Genomic DNA, 26,054 nt, shown 5'->3' with positions numbered 1-26,054 from the left:
TGTCATCCTGCACGGTTACAACTCTCAATCCGAGTGAGGCTGGACTACTCCAGCGAGAGTTGAGTCAGCCACGGCAGCCAGGATGATCGACAGGAAGATGAGCGTGATCGAACCGAGATTGAGCGAGCGGGCAGTGGCCGATGGCCGCGCCTCCAAGTGTGAACAGATTTGCCAGACCCTGCGCCGCTATATCGGCAGCGGTCAGCTGGCGGCGGGGCAGCAGCTGCCCGCCGAGCGGGCCCTGAGCGAGCGCTTCGCCACCACCCGCATCACCATCAAGGAGGCGCTCTCCAGCCTCGAGGCGGATGGCCTCATCTACCGGGCCGAGCGGCGCGGCTGGTTCGTGGCACCGCCCCGCCTCACCTACGACCCCGCCATCCACACCCACTTTCACCAGTGGATCGGCGAGCAGCAGCGCACCGCCGAGACCCGGGTGCTGGCCCACGGCGGCGAGCTGGCCAGCAGCGAGCTCTGCCGCTGGATGAGGCTGGAGCCTTTCACCCCGCTCTATGAAATCCGCCGCCTGCGCCTTATCGACGGGCGCCCCGTGCTGCACGTCAGCCACCACCTGCTGGCAAGCCGCTTTCCCGACATCGCCAGCGCGCCGCTGGCCAGCTCCCTCACCGAGCTCTATCGGGAGCGCTATGGCATAGGCCAGGGGGGGGCGAGCCTCGAGATCACCCCCTCGGCGGCGCGTGGCGCCATTGCCCGCGCCCTCAATCTGGCGGAGGGGAGTGCCGTGCTGCGGCTGGTGCGGGTCAATTATGACGAGCGGGGAGCGCTGGTGGATTGCGACATCGAGCACTGGCGACCGGATGCCATCCGCATCTGTCTCGATACGCGAGCATTGCAGCCCCTCGCAGGCAAGCAGCAGCAAACCCGGCTCGTGGATCAGGGGTGAGCCGGCAAGCAACGCCAGCCTGGAAAGGAGGGGGAGCGGATCCCGCGGGATCCGCCGGGATCAGTTGTCGATATTGGGGATCAGATCGTCGAAGCTCTGATAGCCGCAGTCGGCCAGTTGCAGCGACATGGTGTAGGTCTTGCTGCCCTCCCGCTGGCCGATGGCGGGGCGGTTGAGCTTGAGTTCCTGGTGCCAGTACTCCTTCATCCGCTCGATCAGCGCCATCGCCTCGCTCTCGTCCAGGTGGAGCTGACACAGGGCCATGTAGTTGTTGGGCCTGTGCATGTTCTCCACCAGATAGTCCCCCAGCACCGACATCGCCTGGCGCGCCTGCTGGCGGGCGAAGCGGCTGTGCTGCTCGAAGCTGATCCGCTCGCTGATGAGGAAGTGGTAGCTGTTGTCGATGCCGAGCTGCAGGATGCCGAGCTTCTCCAGCTTGCGCAGGTAGAGGTAGCAGGAGGCATCGGTCAGGCCGTACTCCCGCTTGAGATCGATTAACGTCTTGTCGCGCCAGAAGATGTTGGCGAGAAAAGCGTAGAGGCCGGGCTCCCTGTGGAACGCCTCGTCCTGCTCCTGGGTGAAGACGGCGCGCCGGCTCTGGGCGTCCTGGGTGCGGTCCAGCAGCTCCTCGAACGAGAGCCCCACCAGGTGGCACACCTCCAGCAGGGTGTCGAACGGCAGGGAGGGCTTGTTCATCATCCGTTTGACGGTGGCGATGGAGACCCCCATGGCTTCTGCCAGGGTCTGATAGCGGATCCCCTTGTCGGTCAGGGTCTTCTTCAGGGTGTCGAGAATATTGTTGGCCAGGGTCTGGCTGTAGGTCATGCAACTATTCCTTTATCTGCATTTTTATGTTGTGTCAGAAATTGAGTTCTTTTGTCGCTGTGGGCTCAGATATTGACACTTTAAAAAACCAGAGGAAACAAACCCGACCTAATCGATTGAAATGGCCAGACCAGTCGCGCTCGAAGGTTGCAGATAGTGATACTCTGCGGTGCATATCCTTCAACCGTTCAACATTTTGCTGGTGGCGCATAAAACATCGCGCATAATTCAAAACGAATCGGATTCAAGACCTTCCTGGTTGAGAAATCGATTGTTTGCTTCCAATTTAAGGGTTTTTTAAACCGCAAGGTTTTTTATTCTTTCCTGGCATTGAGCGGAACTCGCAAGAGGGCCGCTTTTTTCTTTTCCTAGAATCTGAGCCCGCCGTCAAGACAGGGGCTCAGTTTCGGCACTTCCTGCGCCGTCGCCCTCGCGCGACAGACATTTATTCCCCCTTGCAGGGAAACAGCTTGGGTATCTCCCGGATCAGCCAGCTCTTGGCCTTGCCCATGGTGTCGCGCCGCCAGGCCAGCACCACCTGGATCTGGTGGCGATACTCGGGGCCGATCACCTTGAGCCGTCCGGCCCGGATGTCCTCTTCAATCCAGCTCAGCGGCATGGTGCCGACCCCGATCCCCGCCAGCAGGGCGTCGCGCTTCTCACCCATGGTGCTGACGGTCAGCCGCGGCTGCTTGTCGAGCAGACGATAGGTGAGCACCGGTTTGCGCAGCGCCGTGTCGGCCACCGCGATGGCCCGGTAGCGGCGCAGGGTATCGTCCGCCAGGGGCTCGGGTTCCTGATGCAGGGGGTGATCCGGGTGGGCGACGTAGAGCATCACCTCCTCCTGCAGCGGCTGGTGCTTGATGCCGGTCATCATGATGTCGGGATTGAGGGAGGAGATGAGCAGGTCGGCCCGGCCATCCTCCAGACACTCCCAGCTGCCCGCCAGTACTTCGGCCCGCAGCCGCAGCCGGGTATCGGTCAGCTCGGCCAGCCGCTCCACCAGCGGGTAGAGCGCCTGCAGCGGCACCAGCGCATCGACGGCGATGGTGATGTCGGTCTCCCAGCCGCGGGCCAGCGCCCGGGTCTCGCCCACCAGGTGTTCGGCCGCTTCCAGCAGTATCCGGCCGCGCTCCAGCAGCATGCGGCCCGCCGGGGTGAACTTGGTTCTGTGGCCGCTGCGGTCGAACAGCATGGCGTCCAGCTCGTCTTCCAGCTTCTGTACCGTGTAGCTCAGCGCCGAGGGCACCTTGCCCAGTTCGTCGGCCGCCGCCGCGAAGCTGCCGCGGCGATCGATGGCATCCAGCACCCGGATGGCTTCCAGGGTCAGTGCCCGTTCCTTGTTCAGTTCCTTGGCCATAAATTGCCTTCAATTTTTTTGAACATGTTTGCCAGTTTATCTCGCTAACAAGTTAGGCCAAGTGTCTTTAATATTCAATCAACGCTTAGGCAGGAGCGCCAAGCAGCCAAATAAACGGGTAGTTCCAGACTGTGACCCCCTCAATCAGGGCGTCTGACTTCGGTGAAAGAACAACACACTATTTGAATGACCTCTTGCATGGATGCATTGATTCTGGCCACAGCGGCCTTGGCAATGACATAAAACCAAGAGAGTGAATGAACATGAAAAACGTAATCAAGATGCTGGCCGTTGCAGGCCTGATGACCGCAGGTTTTGCTCAGGCTTCCGTCCCGGCCGACCTCAACGCAGCCCCGGGCGTGCTGTTTGTAAACTGGCACGCGACCGCCGCGGTGGAAGGCAAGGGCAACCCCATGCTGGAAGTGCGTGACGAGTCTGGCGACCTGGTTGCCTCCGTCCACGCCAACCTGATGGGCAGCCAGCAGGTCCAGATCCCGAGCCGCACCCAGGGCAACCTGACCGTGAGCCTGGGTGAGCAGAGCAGCGACTACCGCATTCCGTTCGGCATCGGTAGCGGCAAACAGCGTTAATCAACCGTATCGGTACGTGAGGAGCACACCATGATGAAATTGAGAGCCGCAGAAGCGCGCGGCAAGGCCAACTTCGGCTGGCTGGATGCGCGCCACAGCTTTTCCTTCGGGCACTACTACGACCCGGACTGGATGGGGCATTCAGTGCTGCGGGTCATCAATCAGGATCTGGTGGCGCCGGGTGGCGGTTTCGCGACCCACCCTCACGCCAACATGGAAATCCTGACCTGCGTGCTGCAAGGCACCATAGAGCACAAGGACAGCCTCGGCCATGCCGAGCAGATCCCGGCGGGGGATTTCCAGCTGATGAGCGCAGGCTCCGGCATCCGGCACAGCGAGTACAACCCCTCGCAGACCGAGCCGCTCTCCCTGCTGCAAATCTGGATCGAGCCGAACGAACACGGCACGACACCCGGCTATCAGCAGAAGAAGATTGAAGCCAACCCGGGCATGACGCTGGTGGCGTCACCGGACGGCGAAGCAGGATCCTTCAGGATCCGCCAGCAGGCCCGCGTCTGGCGGTTGCAGCTTGAACCGGGTGAGAGCCTCACCTGGGAGCTGGCCGGCCGACACGGTTACCTGCAGATGATTTCAGGGGAGCTTGCCGCCAACGGTCTGGCTGCCCGACCCGGCGACGGGGTACTCAGTCGTGATGAGCCCAAATGGGATCTGGTGGCCATGAGTGCCAGCCAAGCCCTGTTATTTGACCTACCCTGAAGCAGTCAGCGGTGATGTGACGCAAAACGAGGATATTGAAATGGACAAGATGAAAGATTTGGCACTGCTGGTGGGTCGCGTACTGCTGGCTCTGATGTTTGTGATTGCGGGCTGGGGCAAGATCGGCGGTTACGCCGGTACCCAGGGGTATATGGAAGCCATGGGCGTGCCCGGTTTCATCCTGCCGCTGGTGATCCTGCTGGAGCTGGGCGGTGGCCTCGCCATCATGCTGGGCCTGTTTACCCGCAGCCTCTCCGTGCTGATGGCCGGTTTCACCCTGATGGCCGCCTTTATTTTCCACTATCAGCCTGCCGACCAGATGCAGATGCTGATGTTCATGAAGAACGTCTCCGTGGCCGGTGGTTTCCTGGCCTTGGCGGCGGCCGGTGCAGGGGCCTTCAGCCTGGATGCCCGCCTCGGCAAGAACTGGTAAACCCCGCAGGTTCGAGTTTTCCAACGCCTTTTGGCCGGTGCAATTACACCGGCTTTTTTATGCCCGTCACATTTGCCTGTGGCAGATGGGCGATGTGATCGGCGACAACAAGCGCCTTTTGCATCTTATCCCCCGATCCCCGACAATCCCGATACCTGTGACGTGACGGGGATCCTTGAGGTTTTCCCGCGCTGACCCCTCTTTTGCACTGGCGGGAATTGCCCATGTTTACCCTCTACCACTCCAATCAGCTGGATCTGCTCAAAGAGTTGCTGGTGAGCCGCATCCGGCAGACCCCCCTCGCTCACCCCTTCGAGCACGAGCAGATCCTGGTGCAGAGCCCCGGCATGGCCCAGTGGCTCAAGCTGGAGCTGGCCAAGGCCTTCGGCATCGCCGCCAACATCGACTTTCCGCTGCCCGCCAGCTTTATCTGGGAGATGTTCACCCGGGTGCTGGCGGACGTGCCGCGCCAGAGTCCCTACAACAAGGGCTCCATGAGCTGGCAGCTGATGACCATCTTGCCCGCCCTGCTCGATCGCCCCGCCTTTGCGCCGCTGGCCGCCTATCTGGGCGGGGATGACGCGGATCCTTCCAAGGATCCCGAGCAGGTGCGGCTGTGGCAGCTCTGCCAGAAGGTGGCGGATCTCTTTGACCAGTATCTGGTCTACCGGCCGGACTGGATCGCCCGCTGGGAACAGGGGGAAGGGTTGAGCCAGGAGCTGGCCGGGGTGAGCGGTCAGGATTGGCAGCCGGAGCTCTGGCGCGAGCTGGTGGCCCGCACCCTGGCGCTGGCACCCAGCGGCTACCACCGTGCCAACCTCTACGAGGAGTTTATCCACGAGCTGGAGCGCACCCCGGATCTGCCGGGCAAGCTGCCTCGGCGGGTCTTCGTGTTCGGCATCTCGGCGCTGCCGCCGCGCTACGTGGAGGCGCTGCTGGCCCTCGGCAGCCGGGATGAGGTGGAGGTGCATCTGTTCGTCACCAACCCTTGCCGCTACTACTGGGGTGACCTGCTCGATCGCAAGACCCTGGCGCGCCTCGAAAACAAGCTCAAACCCGGCACCGATCTCGACACCCTGCAGGGCCCCGCCAACCCCTTGCTCGCCTCCATGGGCAAGCTGGGGCGCGACTACCTGCACCAGCTGATGGAGCTGGAGGTGCCGCAGATCGAGGCCTTCGTCGATATCGACGACACCAGCTTGCTGCGCGCCATCCAGCAGGATGTGCTGGAGCTGGCCGAACGGGGAGCTGGCGAGTTTGAACTGGATAGCAGCCAGCACAAGGGCCCGATCGACGCGAGCGATGGATCCCTGCAGATCCACGCTTGCCACGGCCCGATGCGCGAGCTCGAGGTGCTGCACGACCGGCTGCTGGCGCTGTTCGAGCAAGATCCCACCCTCACCCCGAAAGACGTGGTGGTGATGATGCCGGATGTGAACAGCTACGGCCCCTATATCCAGGCGGTGTTCGGGGCGAGAGGCCAGATCCCCTTCGCGGTATCCGATCGGGCGGCGAGCCAGGAGAGCCCGCTGCTGCAAAGTTTCCTCGCCCTGCTGAGACTCCCCAACGCCCGGCTGGGAGCCGGCGAGCTGCTCGCCATCCTCGAGGTGCCCGCCGTGCTGCGCCGCTTCGATCTCGATGACGACGAATTCAACCAGCTGCGACGCTGGGTGCAGGAGACCGGCATCCGCTGGGGGCTGGATGACGGCTACCCGGAGCGCTTCGATCTGCCGCGCCTCTCTGGCAACAGCTGGCTGTTCGGCCTGCGCCGCATGCTGCTCGGCTTTGCCATGGGGGACGGCGAGCCGGTGGCGGGCATTTTGCCCTACGCCGATATCGAGGGGCAGCAGGGGCTGGCGCTCGGCAAGCTTGCCTGGTTTGTCGACTCCTTGGCGGAATTTTTGCCCCGCCTGCAACAGGCGCAGTCGCTGCCCGAGTGGATCGCCTGCCTCAACGAACTGCTGGAGCGCTTCTATCTGGCCGACGAGGATGAAGAGCGCCAGCTGCAGCTTATTCGCAGCCAGCTGGCTGACTGGCTCGCCCAGCTTGGCGAGGCCCGCTTCGAGCAGCCCATCAGTGCCGACCTGCTACAGGATTACCTCGGCAGCGTGCTGGGGGAGTCCCGCTCCAGCCAGCGCTTCCTCGCCGGTCAGGTCAACTTCTGCACCCTGATGCCGATGCGCTCCATCCCCTTTCGGCAGGTCTGTCTGCTCGGCATGAACGACGGCGTCTACCCGCGCACCCTGCCCCCCATGGGGTTCGACCTGATGGCGGTGGCGGGCCGGCGCGGGGATCGCTCGCGCCGCGACGACGACCGCTACCTCTTCCTAGAGGCGCTGCTGAGCGCCCAGCAGGGGCTTTACATCAGCTATCAGGGCTTCAGCGCCCAGGACAACAGCGAGAAGGTGCCCTCCGTGCTGCTGGCGGAGCTCATCGACTATGTGCGCCAGGGCTTCGTGCTGGCGGGGGATGAGGGCCTAGATGACGAGACGTCCGGCAAGCGGCTGCTCGAACACCTGATCGTCGAACACCCGCTCACCCCCTACAGCCGCAGCTACTTCTATCCAGAGGCGGATTCCGGCCTCTTCACCTATGCCGCCGACTGGCTGCCGGCCCTGAGCCCGCAGCGCGGGGCCGCCAACTTCCAGAGCGGCGAGCTGCCGCTGCCCCCCGAATGGGGGAAAGAGCAGGGGTTGGAGCTGGCGGAGCTGCTGCGCTTCTATCGCCAGCCCGCCAAGTATTTCCTCAACCGCCGCCTCAAGGTGTGGTTCGAACTGGATGAGGCCGAGATCGAGGACAGCGAGCCGTTCGAGCTGGACGGCCTGCAGCACTACCAGCTCAAGGCGTTGCTGCTCGATGCCCATCTGGCGCAGGGGGAAAGCGAGGAGCGCCGCCAGCGCCTGCAGCTCTCCGGCCTGCTGCCCCAGGGCTGGTTCGGCAGCCTGCTGCTGGATGATCTGGATGCCGAGATGGGCAAGCTGGCGGCGCGCCTGCGCCCCTGGGTGGCGGCCAATGAGGCGGACAAACAGGCGGTGGAGATCGATATCTCCCTGACCCAGGGCCAGTTGCAGGGGTGGATCGACACCCAGAAGGGGCGCTTGCTGGTGATCAAACCCGGCAGCTTCAACGGCAAGGATCTGTTGCTGGGCTGGATCCAGCACCTTTGCCTCGCCCTGAGCGATGCCCCCGGCGACACCCTGCTGTTTGACGCCAAGCAGAGCCTGCGCCTGCCCAGGCTTGCGGCCGACGAGGCTCGGCCCAAGTTGGCGGCCCTGGTGGCGCTCTGGACCCAGGGGATGAAGCGGCCGCTGCCGTTTTTCCCGAGCACCGCCTGGGAGTGGCTCAAGGGGATCGAGAAGGATCCGGAGAAGCCGGAGGCCGCCGACAAGGCGGCCCTCGCCCGCTTCAACGGCGGTTACATGGTGACGGGGGAGGGGCAGGACGTCTACGTCGCCCGTTGCTTCCCGGAACTCGATGACGAGGTGCTGGCCCAGCTGCAGGCGCTGGCCCGCGAACACCTGACCCCGCTGCTCAAGGCGCTGGAGGAGTTGCAATAATGGCCAATCCGCTCAATACCCTGCGTTTTCCCCTCCATGGCGAGCGGCTGATCGAGGCTTCTGCCGGCACCGGCAAGACCTACACCATCGCCGGTCTCTACCTGCGCCTCTTGCTGGGTCACGGCCCGCTCATTGAAGAAGGCGCCGATGCTGGTCAGGCGAGCGCCCACGAGCGGCCCCTGTCGGTGACCGAGATCCTGGTGGTGACCTTTACCGAGGCGGCCACTGCCGAGCTGCGCGGGCGGATCCGCGGCCGCATCCACGAGGCGCGCCTCGCCTTTATGCGCGGGCAAAGCGGCGATGCCCTGCTGGCCCAGCTGCTAGCCGAGGTGGAGGATCACGAGCTGGCGGCCCGCCGCCTGCTTGCCGCCGAGCGGCAGATGGACGAGGCGGCCGTTTTCACCATCCACGGCTTCTGCCAGCGGATGCTCAAGCAAAACGCCTTCGAGTCAGGCGCCCTCTTCGAAACCGAATTTCTCACCGACGACAGCCAGCTCAGGTTGCAGGCGGTGAGCGACTACTGGCGCGCCGAGTTCTATCCGGTGGATAAAACCCTGGCGAGCGCCGTGCGCGCGCTCTGGCCAAGCCCCGCCGCCCTGCTGCGGGAGATGAATGGCTGGCTCGACAACAGCGAACTGGAGATGCGCCCGCCGGCGGGGGACGAGACCCTGGCCGCCCGCCATCAGGCAGCCATGGCCCGCATTGAGGCGGTGAAGCGTGAATGGCTGGCGCAGGTGGACGAGATCCGCCGCCAGACCGACGGCCATATCAGCCGCTACACCGGCAAGAACTACGAAGGCTGGCTCGCCAAGATAGCCGACTGGGCACAGATTGATGCCAGCGGATACGCCATTCCCAAGGAGCTGGAGCGCTTCGGCCAGACGGTGCTGGAGGAAAACCTCAAGAAGGGGGGCGCTGTGCCCACCCTGCCGCTGTTCAGCGAGATCGACGCGCTGCTGGCGAGCCGTCCCGGCATCCGCGACCTTATCCTGCAGCGGGCCGCCGTGATGGTGCGCAGCCGGATGCAGGCCAGCAAGCGCCAGGCACATCAGCTCTCATTCGACGATCTGCTCAAAGACCTCGACGGTGCGCTGGGCTCTCCCCTTGGCGAGCGGCTCTGCGATCGTATTCGCGCCACCTACCGGGTGGCCATGATCGATGAGTTTCAGGATACCGACCCCCAGCAGTACCGTATCTTCCACCGGCTGTACGGCGGCCACCAAGACACGGCGCTGTTGATGATCGGTGACCCCAAGCAGGCCATCTACGGCTTTCGCGGCGCCGACATTTTCACCTACATTCAGGCGCGGCGAAATGTGAGCGCCCACTACACCCTGGGGCGCAACTGGCGTTCCAGCGGCGCCCTGGTGGCGGCGGTCAACGGTCTGTTCGAGCGGGCCAAGGATCCCTTTATCTACGAGGCGGATATCCCCTTCCTGCCGGTGGAGGCGCAGGGCAAGAGCAAGGCGCTGCGCCTCGATGGAGAAACCGCCCCCGTGCTGCACTGCTGGCAGCTCACCGGCCAGCCCACCTTCAACCGGGGGGATTACCAGAGCAAGATGGCCCGCGCCACAGCGGCGGAGATCCACCGCCTGCTGACCCTGGCCCGGGAGGGCAAGGCGCTGATCGGCAGTGAGCCGGTGAAAGCGGGGGATATCGCCGTGCTGGTACGCACCGGCGCCGAGGGCAAGCTGGTGCAGCAGGAGCTGGCACGCCTCGCCATCGCCTCGGTTTATCTGTCGAATCGCGAGAGCGTGCTGGAGCAGGTGGAGGCGCGGGAGATCCTGCTCATTCTGCACGCCTGCCAGAACCCGAGCGAGGAGAGGAGCCTGCGGGCGGCCCTCGCCACCGGCCTGTTCGATCTCGATGCCAAGGCCCTCGACGAGCTTGCCAGTGACGAGCGGGCCTGGGAGAGCGCGGTGCAGGAGTTTATGGAGTACCGCAAGGTCTGGCATCGCCGTGGCGTGCTGGCCATGCTGCGGGCCCTGCTGCACCGGCGCAATCTCGCCGCATCGCTTTTGGCGAGCCCCTACGGGGAGCGGCGGCTGACCAACTTCCTCCATCTGGGGGAGCTGCTCCAGCAAGTGAGCAGCGAGCTGGACGGCGAATACGCCCTGCTGCGCTGGCTGGGGGAGGCGGTGAACCGCCAGAGCGGCCAGGATACGGAGCAGATACTTCGCCTGGAGTCCGAGCGCAAGCTGGTGCAGATCGTCACCATCCACAAATCCAAGGGGCTGGAGTACCCGCTGGTGTTCCTCCCCTTTATCTGCAGCCACCGCAGCGCCGATACCCCCCTCTATCACGAGGCCGATGAGGCGGGCAATCGCACCATTCTCGATCTCACCGGCGCCGAGGAGTCCCTGGCGGAGGCCGACAAGGAGCGCCTCGCCGAGGATCTGCGGCTGCTCTACGTGGCGCTGACCCGGGGCGTCTACGCCACCTGGCTGGGGCTGGCGCCGGTGCGCTCCGGCAACGGCAAGTCGGAGAAGACCGACCTGCACCAGACCGCCATCGGCTACCTGCTGCAAAAGGGGGAGGAGGGGGACGCCGCGACCCTGGCCACCGCCCTCAGTTCGCTTGCTGAAGATCTGCCCGGGGTGGCCGTCGGTGAGCCCTCGCTCACCCGCCCGGCCCCGCTGCCGCCAGAAGAGGAGCAACTGGGCGAGCCCCAGGTGCGCCGCTTTGGCGGCACCCTTGAGCGGGACTGGTGGATCAGCTCCTACACCGGTCTCGCGGCCCAGGGCCACGGTCACAGCAAGGGGGTGCTGGCCAATCCCGGCTTCGATGACGAAGTGGTGACCGAGGCGGCCGCGCTGGCTGCCGAAGAGCCAGTGCAGGCGCCCCAGCCCTCCATCTTCACCTTCCCGAAGGGGGCGCGCCCCGGCACCTTGCTGCACAGCCTGTTCGAGACCATCGACTTTCAAAGTGCCGCAGGCGACTCGCTGGCACAGCATATCTCCACCCTGCTGGCGCAGGACGGCTTCGACGAGAGCTGGGCTCCCGTGCTGCAACAGCAGGTGGAGGCGGTGCTGGAGACGCCGCTTGAAACGGGCTTTGGCGAGCCGTTACGGCTGCGGGATCTGGCCCCCGAGCGCAAGCAGGTGGAGCTGGAGTTCTTCCTGCCCATGGGGCGGGTGACGGCACCTGCGCTGACCGCGCTTTGCCAGCAGCACGACCCGCTGTCGTGGGGCAACAAGCCGCTGAGCTTCGCCACCGTGCAGGGGATGCTCAAGGGCTTTATCGACCTGGTGTTCGAGTGGCAGGGGCGCTGGTATCTGCTCGACTACAAATCCAACCACCTCGGCATGAGCCCGGCCGACTACAGCCGGCCGGCGCTGGAGCAGGCCATGGTGGAGCATCGCTACGATCTGCAATACCAGCTCTATTCCCTGGCGTTGCACCGGCTGCTCGCCCTGCGTCTGCCGGGCTACGACTTCGACCAGCACTTTGGCGGGGTCTTCTATCTGTTCCTGCGCGGCATGCCACAGGGGGGGATCTTCCATACTCGCCCCAGCCGCGAGCTGGTGCAGGGGCTGGATCGGCTGTTTAGCGAGGGGGCAACGACCGCCTCTGCACAAGAATGGGATAACGGGGTAGAAGCATGAAGAGCGCAATGATGATCGAACGGCTCAAGGCCCTGGCGCTGGCGGGGCGCATCCGCCAGCTGGATCTGCAATTTGCCAAGCTGGTGGCCGACCTTGGCGGCACTCCCGAGCTGGTGCTGGGGGCGGCGCTCGCCTGCTTCGAGCTGGGGCGCGGCCATGTCTGCCTGCCGCTGGAGATGTTATCTGCCGGATCCTTGCGCCCGTTCGGGCTGGATCCGGATCAGGGCCGGGATCTGCTGGCCGATCTGGCGGATCCGGCCCGGTGGCCCGCCCTGTTTGCGGCAAGCCCGCTCGTTGGCACTGAACAAGATGAGGGGCAAGCCCCGCGCTGGCCGCTGCGGCTCTGGCACGGCCGTCTCTACCTCACCCGTTACCACGATCACGAGCAGGGAGTGGCCCGCCATCTGCGCGCCTTGAGCGAGCGCGCCGAATGGCCGGAGATTGCCCCGGCCCTGTCGCGTCTCTTTGCCCGCGACTACGGGTTGGTGTTCGGTGCACTGCTCAAGGCCCGCCTCGCACCGGATTTTTCGGCCCGCCACTTTACCCTGAAGTACCTGGATCTGGTGTTCCCGAACGAAGTGGAGTGGCCTGCCATCGAGGCGCTGCTGGCCAGTGCTCAGGCCGCAAACGACCTGAACAAGCTGGATGCGCTGGTGCCCGAGTCGCTCTGCTGCAACGGCCAGAAGCTGGCGGCGGCCACCGCGGCGGCGCGCCCCTTTGCGGTGATCTCCGGCGGCCCCGGCACCGGCAAGACCACCACGGTCGCCAAACTGCTGGCCATTCTGGTGGAGACCGGCCTGCAAGCGGGCAAGGCCCCTGCGATCCGGCTGGTGGCCCCCACCGGCAAGGCGGCGGCGCGTCTGACCGAGAGTATCGGCGCTGCCCTGCAGGCGCTGGACTTGCCCCCCGAGTGGGTGGAAGCCATCCCCACCGAGGCGGGCACCCTGCACCGGCTGCTCGGGGTGATCCCGGGGCGCAGCCAGTTCCGCCATCACAAAGGCAACCCGCTGCACCTGGACTTGCTGGTGGTGGATGAGGCCTCCATGGTGGACCTGCCGATGATGGCGCGCCTGCTGGACGCGCTGCCAAGCCACGCTCGCCTGATCCTGCTCGGTGACAAGGATCAGCTCGCCTCGGTGGAGGCGGGGGCCGTGCTCGGCGATATCTGCAGCTTTATCGAACAGGGCATCAGCCCCGCCCAGGCGGATTGGCTCTCCCGCCAGACCGGCTACCGCTTGCAGGGCACGCCCGCGGGGGCCCCGGTGCGCGACAGCCTCTGTTTACTCTCCAAAAGCTGGCGCTTTGATCAGCACTCCGGCATCGGCCAGCTGGCGCGCGCTTGCAACTGCGGCGATGCGGCGGCGGTGGAGGCGGTCTGGGGCGCGGGTTTTACGGATATCAGCCTGCACCCCTGGGCGGGGGAGGCCTATGACGAGTTGATTGCCCAGGGGGTGGCCGGTTACGGCAGCTATCTGAAGGCGGCCCGTGCGGGGGAGGCACCCGCCGCCGTGTTCAAGGCATTCAACGGCTTTCAGATCCTCTGCGCCCTGCGGGGCGGCCCGTTCGGGGTCGAGGGGCTCAACGAGCGCCTCGAACTGGCCCTGTCACGGGCCGGGCTGATTGTCCGCGACGGCGACTGGTATGCGGGCCGCCCCGTGATGGTGGTGCGCAACGACCACGGGGTCGGCCTCTACAACGGCGATATGGGGCTCTGCCTGCCCGATGAAAGCGGGCGACTCAAGGTCTGGTTCGAGCAGCCGGACGGCACCCTGCGGGCCCTCTTGCCCAGCCGGCTGCCGCCCCACGAAACCGTCTACGCCATGACCATCCACAAATCCCAGGGCTCGGAGTTTGCCCATACCGTGCTGGTGCTGCCCGACAGTCCCAGCCCCTTGCTGACCCGCGAGCTGGTCTATACCGGCATCACCCGCGCCAAGGCACGGCTCGATCTCTACGGCGATCGCGCCCTGCTGGCCCAAGCGGTGCGGAAAAAGACCGAGCGTTATTCAGGGTTGGCGGAGAGGTTGGGGGAGTGAGCGATGGTACGGCGGTGAAGGGCGTTGCCGTTGACCCGTTACGCAGTGCTAATTGGACCAACAGTGCTGTGGCAATGAGCTGTATGTTTTATGACCGTGACGTGAGGTAATGGTGTCTGTCATTTTTGACACTTAAGGCATTGATTTTTAATGGGTGTTGTCTCGATGCGCTTTTTGTGGATGGCAACATGTATTTTTGTTTTATAAATAGCGCAGCGTGACATGTCTCACAGGGAGGAAGGTCGTGATTGAAGATGCACTTTCGTATAAGAATCTTGGTCCTTGTCTGAGCAGTGATTTGGCCGCATACCTTGTAGAGAAGCATGGATTAACACACGAAGCTGCTCGCCAACGGATCAGGCGATCAAGTAATCGAGTAAAACAGCTCGCATATTTAACATTTTCTAGAGGGACTCGTTTTACATATTTAGAACAAGATTATGGTTCTCCTATGTTCTGGGGACATTTGTTTAAAGCAATTTATAGCCAGAAAGGTGCGTACGCTTTAGCTCTGGGGGCTGTACAGGCTAGGGGCATTGTTCCTATCGATCATTTTTATACCGTTTGTGGCTCACCAAAAGCTCAGCAGAAAAAAATTAGTGCACTTGGTGTATTGGAAAGAATGCTTAGTGCGAAGATTTTTGTAAAAGACGAAGTGGATGGCATAGGGGAGTGCATCCTTACCAAGGATTTATATGACAACAATGAATTGAAAGAGTTGGAAATAGTTTCTGTTCGTGCAAGGTTACTTGCTGAAGAGATATTTATTGGCGCTATAAAAGAGTGGCTCCGTAGGTTATCTATAGCAAGTTTTGATTGTATTAAAACAAGATCTGATATCAAGATCCCGCCAATGGTGGGACCATTTTTTTGGGATCTTTCATCACCTAGTTACTTAGCACCATTAGTTGATTGGAATAAGCAAGAAAAGCCTAACCCTGGCTTTGTTGTTTGTGATGTTTTATTTTCAGAAAGTGTAGGGATCAATCATATAGAGCCATTTTTAAATAAAATAAATTCACTGCAAGCATTAAAGAAAATAAATAAGGTTATTTATATTTTTGTTGCCCTTAGCTATGAAAAAGAAGCACTAAAAAAACTCAAAGAAAAAGGTGTTATACCAGCAACACCAGAAAGTCTTTTTGGCAAAGATATAGCCGAAGCATTCATATCTTTAATCGATATTACTAAAAAATCAGCTACAGGAGAGATTGAAAGTAAAGCTTTTGATGAAGTGATCACAAGGCTAGGCAGTCTCGAAGGTGCTATGGGTAATATGCGAGGCGCATTTTTTGAAATGCTTGTCAGCCACATAATAAGAAATTCTACTAATGGCAATGTCTATCTTAATAGAATGTTCAGAGACAATAATGGAAAAAAGGCCGAGGTTGATGTTTATGTAGTTCCTCAGGTCGGTGAACCAAGAATCATCGAGTGTAAAGCCATGAAACCAGGTTCTTTTGTGAGTAACGAAGAAATAAATAAATGGCTAGATGTTAGAATTAAACGAGTCAGAGAGCATTTACAGAGACTAGAAGTAATTAATGCAAACAGCGGCATTCCTAATTTTGAGTTGTGGACAACTGGACGTCTTTCTGATGAGTCCATTACTCGCATTGAAAGGACTAAAGAAGCAAATAAAAAGAAATTTAATGTTGTTGTTTTCGGACCGAGTGAAATAAGGCATGTGGCTGGTTCTGATGATGCAGTTTTGAAAATATTGAGAGAGCATTTTCTTCCTAAGCTTTAGCATATCTCGTATGTTGGGCTTCGCAGGCTCAGCACCAACCTACCGATTATGTAGGTTGTGGCNGAGCCTGCGAAGCCCAACGTTTACCGCGAAATCTCTTTTTCCTTCCCCTCATCCCCAACCCTTCTCCTCCTTTTTTAATAAACGGGAGAAGGGAGGCTGGGCATCATTTTATATCTTTCGCACCACGGGATTATCCGGCATTTGTAGGTTCGATTAGCGAAGCGTAATCGGACGGTCGCGTAATCGGACAATCGCGTAACCGGATGGTCGTGTAATCCGACGATCACCTGATTGGAGGCTCCCTTGGCCGGGGTTTCGGCAAGCCAGAGATTCGAGTGTCGAATATCCACCCCCCCCAACCGCCTCTGGCTTATGGTTCGGCCTGCATATCCGGTTGGCAGCCGGGGCCTTGGGCGACCTCCTCCTTGAGCCAGTCGGTAAAGCAGCGGATCCGGGTCAGTCGGGGAGAGTCGGGATCCCAGATCAGGTGGTAGTCGTTGTCGGGGTTGTAGCTCTTGGTGAAGAGGCGGGTCAGCAGGCCGCTGGCGATCAGATCCCCCGCCAGCACGTTGCGGCTCAGGGCGACCCCCTTGCCGGAGAGCACCATGTCGATCGCCAGGCTGTTGTTGTTGACCTCGAAGCGCTTGATCCGGCTCAGGTCGAGCCGATAGCCCGACTCCTGCAGCCACTTCTCCCACGAGACTCCGGCGTAGTCGGGCCCGGAGACGATGACGGTGTCGTAGAGATCCTCGATACGCTGCAGCCGCTCGGCCAGGGCCGGCGAGCAGACCGGAAAGACGCACTCCCGGATCAGCAGGCAGGAGCTCAGCTCGGGGTCGACCCGGTTGCAGTAGCGGATCGCCAGATCCATGCCACCCCGGCCTATGGGCTGCACCTGGGGGTTGGCGTTGAGGCGCACTTCGACCTCGGGATGGCGTTCGACGAAGCGCCAGAGCCTCGGCATCAGCCAGCGGCTGGCGAAGGAGGGGATGACGGTGACGTTCAGCACCCCTGCCAGCGGCTCACACTCGAGGGCGGCCATGCCCTGCTCGAACGCCGCCATGCCCTGGCTGACCCAGGGGAGCAGGCGTGCACCCCGCTCGGTCAGGCGCATGTTGCGCCCCTCGCGGACAAACAGCTTGACCCCCAGACTCTGTTCCAGCCCCCGGATCTGCTGGCTGACCGCCGCCTGGGTGATGAACAGCTCCTCGGCGGCGCGGGAATAGCTGCCGTGGCGGGCCGCCGCCTCGAAGGTGTGCAGGGCGCCGATCTGGGCGATGTATAACTTGCGCTTATGTGTCTGGTTAGCTTTCATCGTTGGCCTTCCTGGCCCGGATTAATAACACTCGACGTCCAATCAAACGGCGAAATAAAGGCGAGGTTATCATGGAAACGGCAGGAAGCAATCTGATCGAATCGATCATGAAAATATTGACCAGAAGGGCCGACAAGACCCGCACATTCAAGCAGGAGAATATGCCAGACTGGTTGCGACATGATATGGGGCTGCACGATGATGACAATCAAAAGCAGCACCACGCCAGAGACAGGATTAAATATTGAGACGTTGTTTTTGGTACCGTGTGCCAGATTAATATTTGTTTTTCTGAATATGATATTGAGCGGCGCTGGTGTCACCCTGTCTGAGATATAGTATTGCGCCTCAGGTGATATGATCTGGCGATTGGTAGTCCCGTATATATTTCTGCTCGAGGCCCGCATCAATCAATCTGGTGCGAAGGTGGTGGCTGAACGAAGCCCAGTGTTTACCGTTAAATCTATTTTGCCTTCCCCTCATCCCCGACCCTTCTCCCGCAAGGGGAGAAGGGAGCAAATACGCTGTCCGATTACGCTTCGCTAATCGAACCTACCTGGCTGATGGTATTGCGGTTAACTGAATCGGTGTGGTGAGCGATCATGCTCCCGATACCGCATGATCCCCTCTCCCGTTGGGAGAGGGCAGGGTGAGGGGAGCTCTCTGGGATTAGATGGTGAGCTCCAGCCGGTTGCCTTCCGGGTCGAGGAAGGTGCTCTCGTAATAGCCGTCGCCGGTCCAGCGGGGGCCGTCCAGGTGTTTCACCTCGGCCCCCTTGAGTAGCTTGAGGCGGGCGGTCATCTTGTCCACCTCCTCTGTGCTGCCGAGGGAGAAGGCGATATGGGCCAGCCCCTGCAGCGGGTGTGGCAGGCGCAGATCCGCCGGAAATAGGATGGGGGTGTGCATCAGCTCCAGACTGGCCCCCCCTTCGAAGCGCACGAAGTAGGAGCTGAACTGTTTGCTTGGATTGTGGTAACGCTCATTGGCCTGCCCGCCAAACAGGGTGCAATAGAATGTTGTGAGCGCCTCCAGATCCTGCGCCCAGATGGCGACGTGATGGATATGCATGGCTGGTCTCCTGTGACTTGATGCCCTTAATGCTATGCTGGGGCCTGCCCCTTCGACATGGTTGAGTCCGTCCTGATGATGTCTGAAACTGCCAACATCGAGCTTATCGATGTCTCCCCCGACTGCCGCGAGCAGATCTGCTGTGACAGCCTGCTGCCGGCCCTCGCGCAGGAGCAGGTGTGGCTGGCGGGCTATTCTCGCCTCAAGACTCGCTACCGCATCGCGCGCCGCTTTGCCGATATGCACTGCTTCTTGCTGACCCTGGGGGGCGAGGGGGAGGTGCTGGTGGGCGATCGCATGGCGCGGCTGCAGGTGGGTGAATGGGCTCTGATCCCGGCCGGGGAGCCGCTCTGCTATCAGTTGAGAGAGCAGCTTAGTGAGCAGCTTAGTGAGCAGCTGAGTGAGCCGATTAGTGAGCAGTTGAGAGAGCCACCGAGCGAGCCGTTGAGCCAACAGTCGAGCGACTGGGAGCTGGTGTGGCTGCTGCTGCACAAGGACTCCCCCTGGGATGCCTTCGCCAGCCAATCCCGGCTCGGTTGCACCTCCCAGCAGGCCACTCTGCTGCGCACCATCGAGAACCTCTATGCGGAGCAGGAGCGCCATCAGGACCCGCTGCTCAGTGCCCTGCTGGTAGAGCAGCTCGGCTTCTATCTACGCCGTCTGCTGCAGAAGGGGGAGGGGCAGCGGCGCGGCGAGCGGCTGGCGCTGCGCCTCGAACTGCTGCTCAAGGAGGCGCTGGCCGAGCCCTGGGACATAGCGCGCATGGCCGGCGCCCTGCATCTCTCCGAGCGTCAGCTCTACCGGCTCTGCCAGCAGCACTTCGCGCTGGCGCCCATGGCGCTGCTGCAACGGCTGCGGCTGCAACGGGCGGCGTTGTTGCTGGCCAGCCGGGCCGATTCGGTCAAGCTGCTGGCCGAGCAGTGCGGCTTTCGCAACGAGTACCACTTCTCCACCGCCTTCAAACGCCAGCATGGCCTGGCGCCCAGCCACTATCGCCACCGGCATCATCCCGCCTTTAAAACCGGAAAAGGCTAGTGTATTGAGTCACACTGGTTGCTACTGTTGTTCAGACGAACCTGATTGCGGCCGATAACCGGAGACGGGCCATTAGCCGGCTGGCCGCGACAGAGTTGGGTTTCATGGGAGTCGTCTCCCCATAATCGTTTTTCTTCAATCAGATTGCATTTCCCGCAGTTGGGGGTGAGAGGGCAAGGATGGTCTCTATGCTGCAAGACAGTGACACGATCAGGATCTCGGACGTCAGCGAAGCCGTGGTGCACGGCATCCTGGCGGTGGTGAGCGACGGTATCTGGGACTGGAACGCCAACACCGGGTTCGTCTATCGCAATCCCGGCTGGTACCGGATGCTGGGCTACGAGCCCCACACCCTCGGCAACACTGTCTTCACCTGGGAGAGCGTGATCCATCCCGACGACATGGAGCAGGTGATGGCCTGCTTCGACGCCTACCTGAGCGGCGCCGCCCCCGACTACCGGGTCGAGTATCGCTGCCGCAGCCGCGGCGGCGACTACATCTGGATCGAGGATTGCGGCCGCATCATAGCCCGCAACCCGGACGGTTCTGTGGCCCGGATGATCGGCGCTCACCGCAACATCCACGCCCAGAAGCTGCTGCTGGAGCAGCTGGAGCGGCGCAACCACACCCTGGAGCAGCAGATTGCCTTGCGCACCGCCGAGCTGGTACGGCTCAACGAGGCGCTGCAGCAAAAGGCGGAGGAGAATCGCCAGCTGGCGGAAACCGACGCCCTGACCGGTGCCGCCAGCCGCTACCGGCTGGAGCGCACCATTCGGCAGGAGTGCGAGCGTGCCAAGCGTTTTCAGCAACCCTTCTCCGTCATCGCCATGGACGTGGACGACTTCAAGCAGATCAACGACAGCCACGGTCACCAGGCGGGGGATCAGACCCTGATCAACATAGTGGCGCTGGTGCGGGCACATATTCGCGAAATAGACCTGATTGCCCGCTGGGGCGGGGACGAGTTCATGGTGGTGCTGCCCAATACCGGCCTGGCCGATGGCTGGCGGGTGGCCGACAAGCTGCGGCAGTTGCTGATGGCGACGCCGGTGTGCGAGCACTTCCCCATCACCATGAGCTTCGGGCTGGCCGAGTACCGGCCGGACGAGAGCATGGGTCAGCTGATGGTCAGAATGGATCGGGCCCTCTATCAGGCCAAGCAGACGGGCAAGAACCAGATCTGCCAGTAGCCGGCCGCCCCGCCAGGCCGCTGGCTGCCGAATGGTGCTAATCCTTCCCCCCGAATGCGCCTTGACCGCAGCCTCATCTTGACTCCGTACGGGTACGCTGGTCTGATGCGCGCTCTTTAATCCCCGTGAGACATGAAACGATGAAAAAGAGCATCCTGGTTGCCCTGACTGCACTGCCCCTGATGGCCAACGCCGGCCTGATGGACTCCCTGACCGACACAGTGACCAGCAGCGTAACCAGCACTGCCAAAGAGATGGCCGGCACCGCCATGGACAGCGCCTCCAACGAGGCGATCAAGAAGGCGCTGGACATCAAGGAAGGCGGCTCCAACAAGCAGGCCATCAAAGAGAAGCTGGGTGCACCGGCCAGCACCAAGACCGAAGCCGGTCTGGAAGTGTGGACCTATGATCTGGGCGCCCTGAACAAGGTCTCCCCCATGCTGGCAGAGACCTCCAAGAGCCTGTTCAAGGAGTCCGAAGTGGCCCAGAAAACCGTGCTCATCAAGTTCGAAGGCGAAACCGTCAAGACCCTGAACCTGGCCGACAAGACCAAGGCCTGAGTCTGAACGACGTGCATGAAAAAAGGGGCCCGCGGGCCCCTTTTTGCTGCTTTCGAATTACTGGTGCGCTTCGGCGAACTGCTTCATCGCTTCGGCGTGCTTGGTCATGCCGTCGGCACGCAGATTCAGGTTTTTCACGAACTCGGCCTTCTTGGCCGGATCTTCGATCTTGTCGTAACGCTGCTGCAGGTGAGTCTGGATCTGCTCAGGCGTCATGTTCTGCATGCGGGCCATCTTGTCGTGGCGGCCGCCATGGTGCTTGCCGCCCATCATGCCGCTGCCGTCCATCGGGCAGTCGGTCATCATGCCGGGCTGGGCAGTGCTGACGGCTTCGCTGGCGGCATAGGCGCCAAGCGGCAGGCCAAGGATCAGGGTGGCGGTCAGCAGGGTCTTGGTCAGTTTTTTCATGGTCTATCTCCTTGCGGATTGAGTTCGGGGTCGGCTTGCTCGCCTTGACCCTGATTACACACCAGACAGGTGTCTGAACTTTGCCAGTTGAAGCCTATTTTGTAGCAGAGTGTGACACCATGACCCTGTACTGGGCATTGACCGGACCCATGCTGGCGGGCAATAAAAATACCCCGTCAGTGTCTGTCACTGGCGGGGTATTTTTCCGGATGGGCGGGCTTAGCGCTGGCGACCGCTACCGACGTTGTAGGGCATCCGATAGCTGCTGCTCTCGCCATCCAGGCTGAGGGTCAGGTCACCCTGGGCCCGCATCGGCAGGCGTACCTGCTGCATGCCGTTCAGCCGGGCAGGGACCCGCTTGATCAGATCGCCGGCGGCATTGTGGACCTCCAGGGTCGGATGGGCATCGCCGCTGCTGGCGGTGTCGTGCCAGTTGACGAACAGCAGGCCGGGGGCAACGCTGACGTCGGCCGGCAGGGCGGCCTGGGCCAGCCCGGTGTGGGCCAGTCCGGCAAGCATGAACAGGGCCATGGTCTTGTTGATCATGAGTCGATTCTCCTTGATGAGATGCCGCAGGGGCGGCGGGAAGGTCAGGGTGCGCACCGGAGGGGGCGCATCATGACGAAGGGGGCTCGGTCGCCTGGTCGGCGGGCACACTGATATCGTCTGCTGCCGCGTTGACGGCGCTGGCTTGCACCGGGTCGGTCTGGCCGGATGTGCGCCTTGCCTGTCTGGCAAGGGCTTCGCTGGCGGCAAAGGCCAGCAGCAAGGGGGTGGTGAGGGCCAGCATGGCCTGTCTGCTCCTGCAACCAATGGGGTGGTCACAGTAAACAGCCGGTCTGTGTCTCAACTTTGCCGAGCGGCCGCTTTTTTGTAGCAGAGTGTGGCATCTTGCTGATCTGGCACACTTTGACACAAACCGCCCGGCGGATTTTCGTATACTCGTGCCAGCTCTAACAGGAGGTCCCCATGAATCAAAACAGCACCCACATTCTGGTGGTCGACGATCACAGCGAGATCCGCGATCTGCTGAAGCGTTTTCTGGAACAGCACGGCCTGCGGGTCAGCTGTGCCCGCGATGGCAAGGAGATGAAGCGGCTGCTGGAGGAGCGGGAGTTCGATCTGCTGGTGCTGGATCTGATGATGCCGGGGGAGGATGGCCTGACCCTGTGCCGCGAGCTGCGGGCCAAGTCCAGCCTGCCCATCATCATGCTTACCGCCATGGGGGAGGAGACCGACCGCATCATAGGGCTGGAGATGGGGGCCGACGACTACCTCGCCAAGCCGTTCAATCCGCGCGAGCTGCTGGCCCGCATCAAGGCGGTGATGCGCCGCACCCAGGTCGAGCCGCAGCCGGTGGCCGAGGCCTTGACCCGGGATCTGCGCTTCGATCGCTGGCTGCTCGACATCAACCGGCGCGAGCTGGTGGATGAGGAAGGGGTGGGGCTGAGCCTCTCTACCGCCGAATTCGACCTGCTGCGGGTCTTTCTGGAGCGCCCGCAGCGGGTGCTGAGCCGGGATCAGCTGCTGGATCTGGCCCGCGGCCGCGAGGCGGTGGCGTTCGACCGTGCCATCGACACCCTGGTGAGCCGGCTGCGGCGCAAGCTGGAGCGGGATCCCAAGAATCCCGAGCTTATCAAGACCATCTGGGGCGGCGGTTATCTGTTTGCTGCCGATGTGACCCAGGTATAAGGCGGTGGGGATGTTAAGACGCGGCTGGTCGAAGCTGTGGCCCAAGGGGCTGACCGGCCAGATCATCCTGGTGGCGCTGGCCGGGCTGGTGCTGATCCAGCTGCTCAGCATCCAGATCTATCGTACCGATCGGGAGGAGGCGCTCGGCTACGTCAACAGCCGCAACGCCATGCAGCGCATCGTCTCGGTGGTGCGGCTGCTGGCCCTCTCGCCCCCCTCCCTCTATGACGAGATCCTCAAGGCGAGCCGCAGCGAGACCCTGCTGCTGCGCATCGCCGACGAGCCGCTGCAGCCGGACAACCGCAGTCCCCGCTTCGAGCAGCTGGTGCGCTCCCGGTTGGGTTACCCCTCGAGCCTGATGGTGGAGATCAGCGCCGAGCTCAAGCAGGATGCCCAGCGCAGCAGGGCCTGGCAGCACCACAACCGGATGATGAAGGACCGCAAGGGGGGGCCGCCGCCGCAGGACATGCGGCTGTACGGCTCCATCCAGCTGCCGCGCGGCGGCTGGCTGCAGTTCAGCTCGCTGGTGGACAAGGAGTCGGCCAGCTGGTCCTGGCAGACCACCTTCAACCTGATGCTGGTGGCGAGCCTGGTGATCGGCATGATGATCTGGCTGTTCCGTCGTGCCACCCGGCCGCTCAAGCAGCTGGCCGCCAACGCGGACCGGCTCGGCCGCGGCGAGGACATAGAGCCGCTGCGGGAGGAGGGGCCGACCGAGGTACGCGAATCCATCCAGGCCTTCAACCGCATGCACACCCGGCTCGATCGCTTCGTGCAGGACCGTACCCGTATGCTGGCGGCCATCTCCCACGATCTGCGTACCCCCATCACCAGCCTGCGGCTGCGCACCGAATTTCTGGACGAGGGGGAGGACAAGGAGCGGATCCAGCAGACCCTGCAACAGATGGAGCAGATGCTGGCGGCCACCCTCAGCTTTGCCCGGGAGGAGGGGCAGCAGGAGGCGACCCGGGAGCTGGACCTGGTCAGCCTGCTGGAGAGCCTGTGCGACGACTATGCCGACACAGGTCAGCCGGTTACCTGTCTGGCAGAGGGCAAGCAGGTCTACGCCTGCCGCGCCAACACCCTGCGCCGGGTGCTGCAAAACCTCATCGGCAACGCCATCAAGTATGCCGGCAGCGCCGAGGTGTCGCTGGAACGCACCGACAGCGAGCTGGTGATCCGGGTCTGCGATCAGGGGCCCGGCATCGATCCGGCCCGGCTGGAGGATGTGTTCAAGCCGTTCGTGCGCCTCGACGAGGCCCGCAACACCGAATCCGGCAGCGTAGGGCTGGGACTCTCCATCGCCCGCACCCTGGTGCACCAGCATGGGGGCGAACTGACCCTGCACAACCGGGAGCAGGGCGGACTGGAAGCGCGTATCAGCCTGCCGCTGTGAGGGGCGAACGAGTCGATGGAAAGGGCGCCTGTGGGCGCCCTGTTCGTTTTTGGTCTTGCACTGGTCCGGCCGGCATCACGCTCGTTTCATACTCGCTCATGCTTGTTCTCCTATGCTGAAGATGGTGATAATCGATGGCCGCGCAGACGGCTAAACAGCAGGGTCGGTACAGGGATGGCAGGTGAGTCGGGAGTCAGGTGGCGAGGATACGGGTGGTTGCTGCTGCTCTGTGCGCTGGTATTGCCGGCATGGGCGAACACAGCGCCCAAACCGCTCATCGTGGCCAACTCCAAGGCCTGGCAGCCCTTCTCCTATCTCAATGAAGCGGGTCAGCCCGATGGCCTGCTGATCGATCTGTGGCGCGAGTATGGCCGCGTCACCGGTCGCCCCATCCAGTTCAAGCTGGTGGACTGGCAGAGCTCGCTGGATCTGGTTCGCAACGGCCAGGCCGATGTCCATGGTGGCCTGCTCTGGTCGCCGGAGCGCAATATGGTCTACGACTATGGACAGGCCCTCTCCCACCTCGACGCCCAGCTCTTCTTCGCCAACTCCCTGCGCGGTTCGGACGTGAACTACTACCTGCTGCACGAGAGCGTGGGGGTGGTGGCGGGAGGGTTCGAGGAGTACTACGCCCGCAAGAACTTCCCGCGCACCCGGCTGCGCACCTTCGATGACAACGACGCCATGCTGCGCGCTGCCTTGAACGGCGAACTGGAAGCCTTCATCGCCGACCTGCAGGTGGCCAACTTTTACATCTACACCGCGGCGGATCCCACCCGCTTCATCCCGGTGCGCCACCTCTACAGCGATGACGTCCGCTTTGCCGTCGCCAAGGGCAATCAGGCGCTGCTGCAGGAGCTGGAGCAGGGTTTCACCCGCATCGGCGAGGCGGATCGGGAGCGGATCATCCGCAAGTGGATGCATATCGAGACCGTCTACCCGGCTCATCTCTGGCCCTGGCTGCTGGCCGCCGGCGGCCTGGTGCTGATGGCCTACATCATCCAGCTGCGGCGGGCGGTGGCGAGCCGTACCGCCGAGCTTATCCAGGCCAACGCCAGGCTGGAGCGCCTCGCCAGCACCGACTCCATGACCGGCATCTTCAATCGGCGCGCCTTCTTGCCGCTGCTGGAACAACGGCTGAGCAGCGGCGAGCCGTGTGCCCTGCTGCTGTTCGATCTCGATCGCTTCAAGGGGATCAACGATCACTTCGGGCACGGGGTCGGCGACGAGGTACTGTCGGCCATGGTGGCGCGCGTGCAGCGGGTGTTGCCCGCCAGCGCCCTGTTCGCCCGCATCGGCGGCGAGGAGTTCTGCATCAGTCTGCTGGTGGTCGACATGGCGACGCTGCAGCAGTGGGCCGAGCGGATCGGGCGGGAGGTCAATGGCCGCAAGCTGTCGACCAGCGCCGGGGAGCTTGGCATCTCCATCAGCACGGGGGCGGTGTGGGTGCCGGCAGAGGTGAGGGCAGAGGGCCGACGAGTGCTGCTGCAGGCGGATCAGCTGATGTATGGCGCCAAGTCGCTGGGGCGCAACACCTGGCAGGCGGCAAGCTATGTGAAAGAGATGGCAGACGAGGCGGGGCAATAAAAAACCGCCGCCCAGGGTGGGCGGCG

General features: G+C 62.3%; 22 protein-coding genes. 15 read left to right on the top strand and 7 right to left on the bottom strand.

Features of this window, described 5'->3' with window-relative positions:
- Nucleotides 1-82 precede the first annotated feature (82 nt).
- On the top strand, nucleotides 83-901 hold the full coding sequence (locus AB5Y81_RS18080; protein ID WP_368146757.1) for a UTRA domain-containing protein: 819 nt from the start codon (nucleotides 83-85) through the stop codon (nucleotides 899-901).
- Nucleotides 902-961: 60 nt separating this feature from the next.
- On the opposite strand, the gene AB5Y81_RS18075 is transcribed toward AB5Y81_RS18080, so the two are convergent.
- The gene (locus tag AB5Y81_RS18075) at nucleotides 962-1,726 is read right to left on the bottom strand and encodes a helix-turn-helix transcriptional regulator (protein ID WP_005306152.1); all 765 of its coding nucleotides are present in this window, start codon (nucleotides 1,724-1,726) and stop codon (nucleotides 962-964) included.
- Nucleotides 1,727-2,171: 445 nt separating this feature from the next.
- Nucleotides 2,172-3,086, bottom strand: a complete 915-nt coding sequence (locus AB5Y81_RS18070; RefSeq protein ID WP_010635876.1) for a LysR family transcriptional regulator — start codon at nucleotides 3,084-3,086, stop codon at nucleotides 2,172-2,174.
- A 257-nt stretch (nucleotides 3,087-3,343) separates the two neighbouring features.
- On the opposite strand from AB5Y81_RS18070, the gene AB5Y81_RS18065 reads away from it, so the two are divergent.
- The 7 genes from AB5Y81_RS18065 (at nucleotide 3,344) to AB5Y81_RS18035 (ending at nucleotide 15,774) form a co-directional block, all read left to right on the top strand.
- Nucleotides 3,344-3,676 (top strand): hypothetical protein, encoded by a 333-nt coding sequence (locus tag AB5Y81_RS18065; protein ID WP_011707661.1) that lies wholly within the window; start codon nucleotides 3,344-3,346, stop codon nucleotides 3,674-3,676.
- Between the two features lie 30 nt (nucleotides 3,677-3,706).
- Nucleotides 3,707-4,393: a pirin family protein gene (locus tag AB5Y81_RS18060; protein WP_005306141.1), complete on the top strand. Its 687-nt coding sequence runs from the start codon at nucleotides 3,707-3,709 to the stop codon at nucleotides 4,391-4,393.
- A 40-nt stretch (nucleotides 4,394-4,433) separates the two neighbouring features.
- A complete protein-coding gene (locus tag AB5Y81_RS18055) occupies nucleotides 4,434-4,826 on the top strand; it encodes a DoxX family protein (protein WP_024941255.1) in 393 nt (130 codons plus the stop codon).
- A gap of 224 nt (nucleotides 4,827-5,050) precedes the next feature.
- Entirely contained in the window at nucleotides 5,051-8,383 is a 3,333-nt protein-coding gene (gene recC, locus AB5Y81_RS18050; RefSeq protein WP_279485189.1) for an exodeoxyribonuclease V subunit gamma, read from the top strand.
- Nucleotides 8,383-11,988, top strand: a complete 3,606-nt coding sequence (recB, locus tag AB5Y81_RS18045; protein WP_279485190.1) for an exodeoxyribonuclease V subunit beta — start codon at nucleotides 8,383-8,385, stop codon at nucleotides 11,986-11,988. The genes recC and recB overlap by 1 nt, the downstream gene beginning before the upstream one ends.
- A complete protein-coding gene (gene recD, locus AB5Y81_RS18040) occupies nucleotides 11,985-14,024 on the top strand; it encodes an exodeoxyribonuclease V subunit alpha (RefSeq protein WP_279485192.1) in 2,040 nt (679 codons plus the stop codon). Before recB ends, recD begins: the two co-directional genes overlap by 4 nt.
- A gap of 244 nt (nucleotides 14,025-14,268) precedes the next feature.
- On the top strand, nucleotides 14,269-15,774 hold the full coding sequence (locus tag AB5Y81_RS18035; RefSeq protein WP_368146754.1) for a hypothetical protein: 1,506 nt from the start codon (nucleotides 14,269-14,271) through the stop codon (nucleotides 15,772-15,774).
- Nucleotides 15,775-16,147: 373 nt separating this feature from the next.
- Here the strand turns inward: AB5Y81_RS18035 and AB5Y81_RS18030 are convergent, their stop codons facing one another.
- Nucleotides 16,148-17,092 (bottom strand): LysR substrate-binding domain-containing protein, encoded by a 945-nt coding sequence (locus tag AB5Y81_RS18030; protein ID WP_019838615.1) that lies wholly within the window; start codon nucleotides 17,090-17,092, stop codon nucleotides 16,148-16,150.
- Between the two features lie 71 nt (nucleotides 17,093-17,163).
- Between AB5Y81_RS18030 and AB5Y81_RS18025 the strand changes: the two genes are divergently transcribed.
- Nucleotides 17,164-17,340 carry a hypothetical protein gene (locus AB5Y81_RS18025; protein WP_017780874.1) on the top strand — a complete coding sequence of 59 codons (177 nt, stop codon included), beginning with the start codon at nucleotides 17,164-17,166 and terminating at the stop codon, nucleotides 17,338-17,340.
- Between the two features lie 421 nt (nucleotides 17,341-17,761).
- Here the strand turns inward: AB5Y81_RS18025 and AB5Y81_RS18020 are convergent, their stop codons facing one another.
- On the bottom strand, nucleotides 17,762-18,160 hold the full coding sequence (locus AB5Y81_RS18020; protein WP_021466292.1) for a VOC family protein: 399 nt from the start codon (nucleotides 18,158-18,160) through the stop codon (nucleotides 17,762-17,764).
- Between the two features lie 75 nt (nucleotides 18,161-18,235).
- Here AB5Y81_RS18020 and AB5Y81_RS18015 point away from each other — a divergent pair, with 75 nt between their 5' ends.
- The 3 genes from AB5Y81_RS18015 (at nucleotide 18,236) to AB5Y81_RS18005 (ending at nucleotide 20,945) form a co-directional block, all read left to right on the top strand.
- Entirely contained in the window at nucleotides 18,236-19,195 is a 960-nt protein-coding gene (locus AB5Y81_RS18015; RefSeq protein WP_279485195.1) for a helix-turn-helix transcriptional regulator, read from the top strand.
- Between the two features lie 188 nt (nucleotides 19,196-19,383).
- Nucleotides 19,384-20,385, top strand: coding sequence for a diguanylate cyclase (locus AB5Y81_RS18010; RefSeq protein ID WP_215270541.1), 1,002 nt, complete (start codon nucleotides 19,384-19,386; stop codon nucleotides 20,383-20,385).
- Between the two features lie 140 nt (nucleotides 20,386-20,525).
- Complete coding sequence (locus AB5Y81_RS18005; RefSeq protein ID WP_005306108.1) at nucleotides 20,526-20,945, top strand: hypothetical protein; 420 nt, start codon at nucleotides 20,526-20,528, stop codon at nucleotides 20,943-20,945.
- Nucleotides 20,946-21,002: 57 nt separating this feature from the next.
- On the opposite strand, the gene AB5Y81_RS18000 is transcribed toward AB5Y81_RS18005, so the two are convergent.
- The 3 genes from AB5Y81_RS18000 to AB5Y81_RS17990 all read right to left on the bottom strand — a co-directional run bounded on the left by AB5Y81_RS18000 (nucleotide 21,003) and on the right by AB5Y81_RS17990 (nucleotide 22,143).
- Nucleotides 21,003-21,353 (bottom strand): hypothetical protein, encoded by a 351-nt coding sequence (locus AB5Y81_RS18000; RefSeq protein ID WP_010635886.1) that lies wholly within the window; start codon nucleotides 21,351-21,353, stop codon nucleotides 21,003-21,005.
- Nucleotides 21,354-21,572: 219 nt separating this feature from the next.
- Nucleotides 21,573-21,899 carry a hypothetical protein gene (locus AB5Y81_RS17995; RefSeq protein WP_126880664.1) on the bottom strand — a complete coding sequence of 109 codons (327 nt, stop codon included), beginning with the start codon at nucleotides 21,897-21,899 and terminating at the stop codon, nucleotides 21,573-21,575.
- A gap of 70 nt (nucleotides 21,900-21,969) precedes the next feature.
- Nucleotides 21,970-22,143: a hypothetical protein gene (locus tag AB5Y81_RS17990; protein WP_162852029.1), complete on the bottom strand. Its 174-nt coding sequence runs from the start codon at nucleotides 22,141-22,143 to the stop codon at nucleotides 21,970-21,972.
- Between the two features lie 179 nt (nucleotides 22,144-22,322).
- Between AB5Y81_RS17990 and AB5Y81_RS17985 the strand changes: the two genes are divergently transcribed.
- The 3 genes from AB5Y81_RS17985 to AB5Y81_RS17975 all read left to right on the top strand — a co-directional run bounded on the left by AB5Y81_RS17985 (nucleotide 22,323) and on the right by AB5Y81_RS17975 (nucleotide 26,028).
- Nucleotides 22,323-23,045: a response regulator gene (locus AB5Y81_RS17985; protein ID WP_005306095.1), complete on the top strand. Its 723-nt coding sequence runs from the start codon at nucleotides 22,323-22,325 to the stop codon at nucleotides 23,043-23,045.
- Nucleotides 23,046-23,055: 10 nt separating this feature from the next.
- On the top strand, nucleotides 23,056-24,441 hold the full coding sequence (locus AB5Y81_RS17980) for an ATP-binding protein (protein WP_368146751.1): 1,386 nt from the start codon (nucleotides 23,056-23,058) through the stop codon (nucleotides 24,439-24,441).
- 102 nt (nucleotides 24,442-24,543) lie between these two features.
- Nucleotides 24,544-26,028, top strand: a complete 1,485-nt coding sequence (locus AB5Y81_RS17975) for a transporter substrate-binding domain-containing protein (protein ID WP_368146749.1) — start codon at nucleotides 24,544-24,546, stop codon at nucleotides 26,026-26,028.
- Nucleotides 26,029-26,054 lie beyond the last annotated feature (26 nt).

It is taken from the genome of Aeromonas sp. s2 (genome assembly GCF_040907935.1).
GTDB classification, from domain to species: Bacteria; Pseudomonadota; Gammaproteobacteria; order Enterobacterales; family Aeromonadaceae; genus Aeromonas; species Aeromonas dhakensis.
Note: the sequence above shows the minus strand (reverse complement) of the source record. Positions and strands in the feature narration are given on the sequence as shown.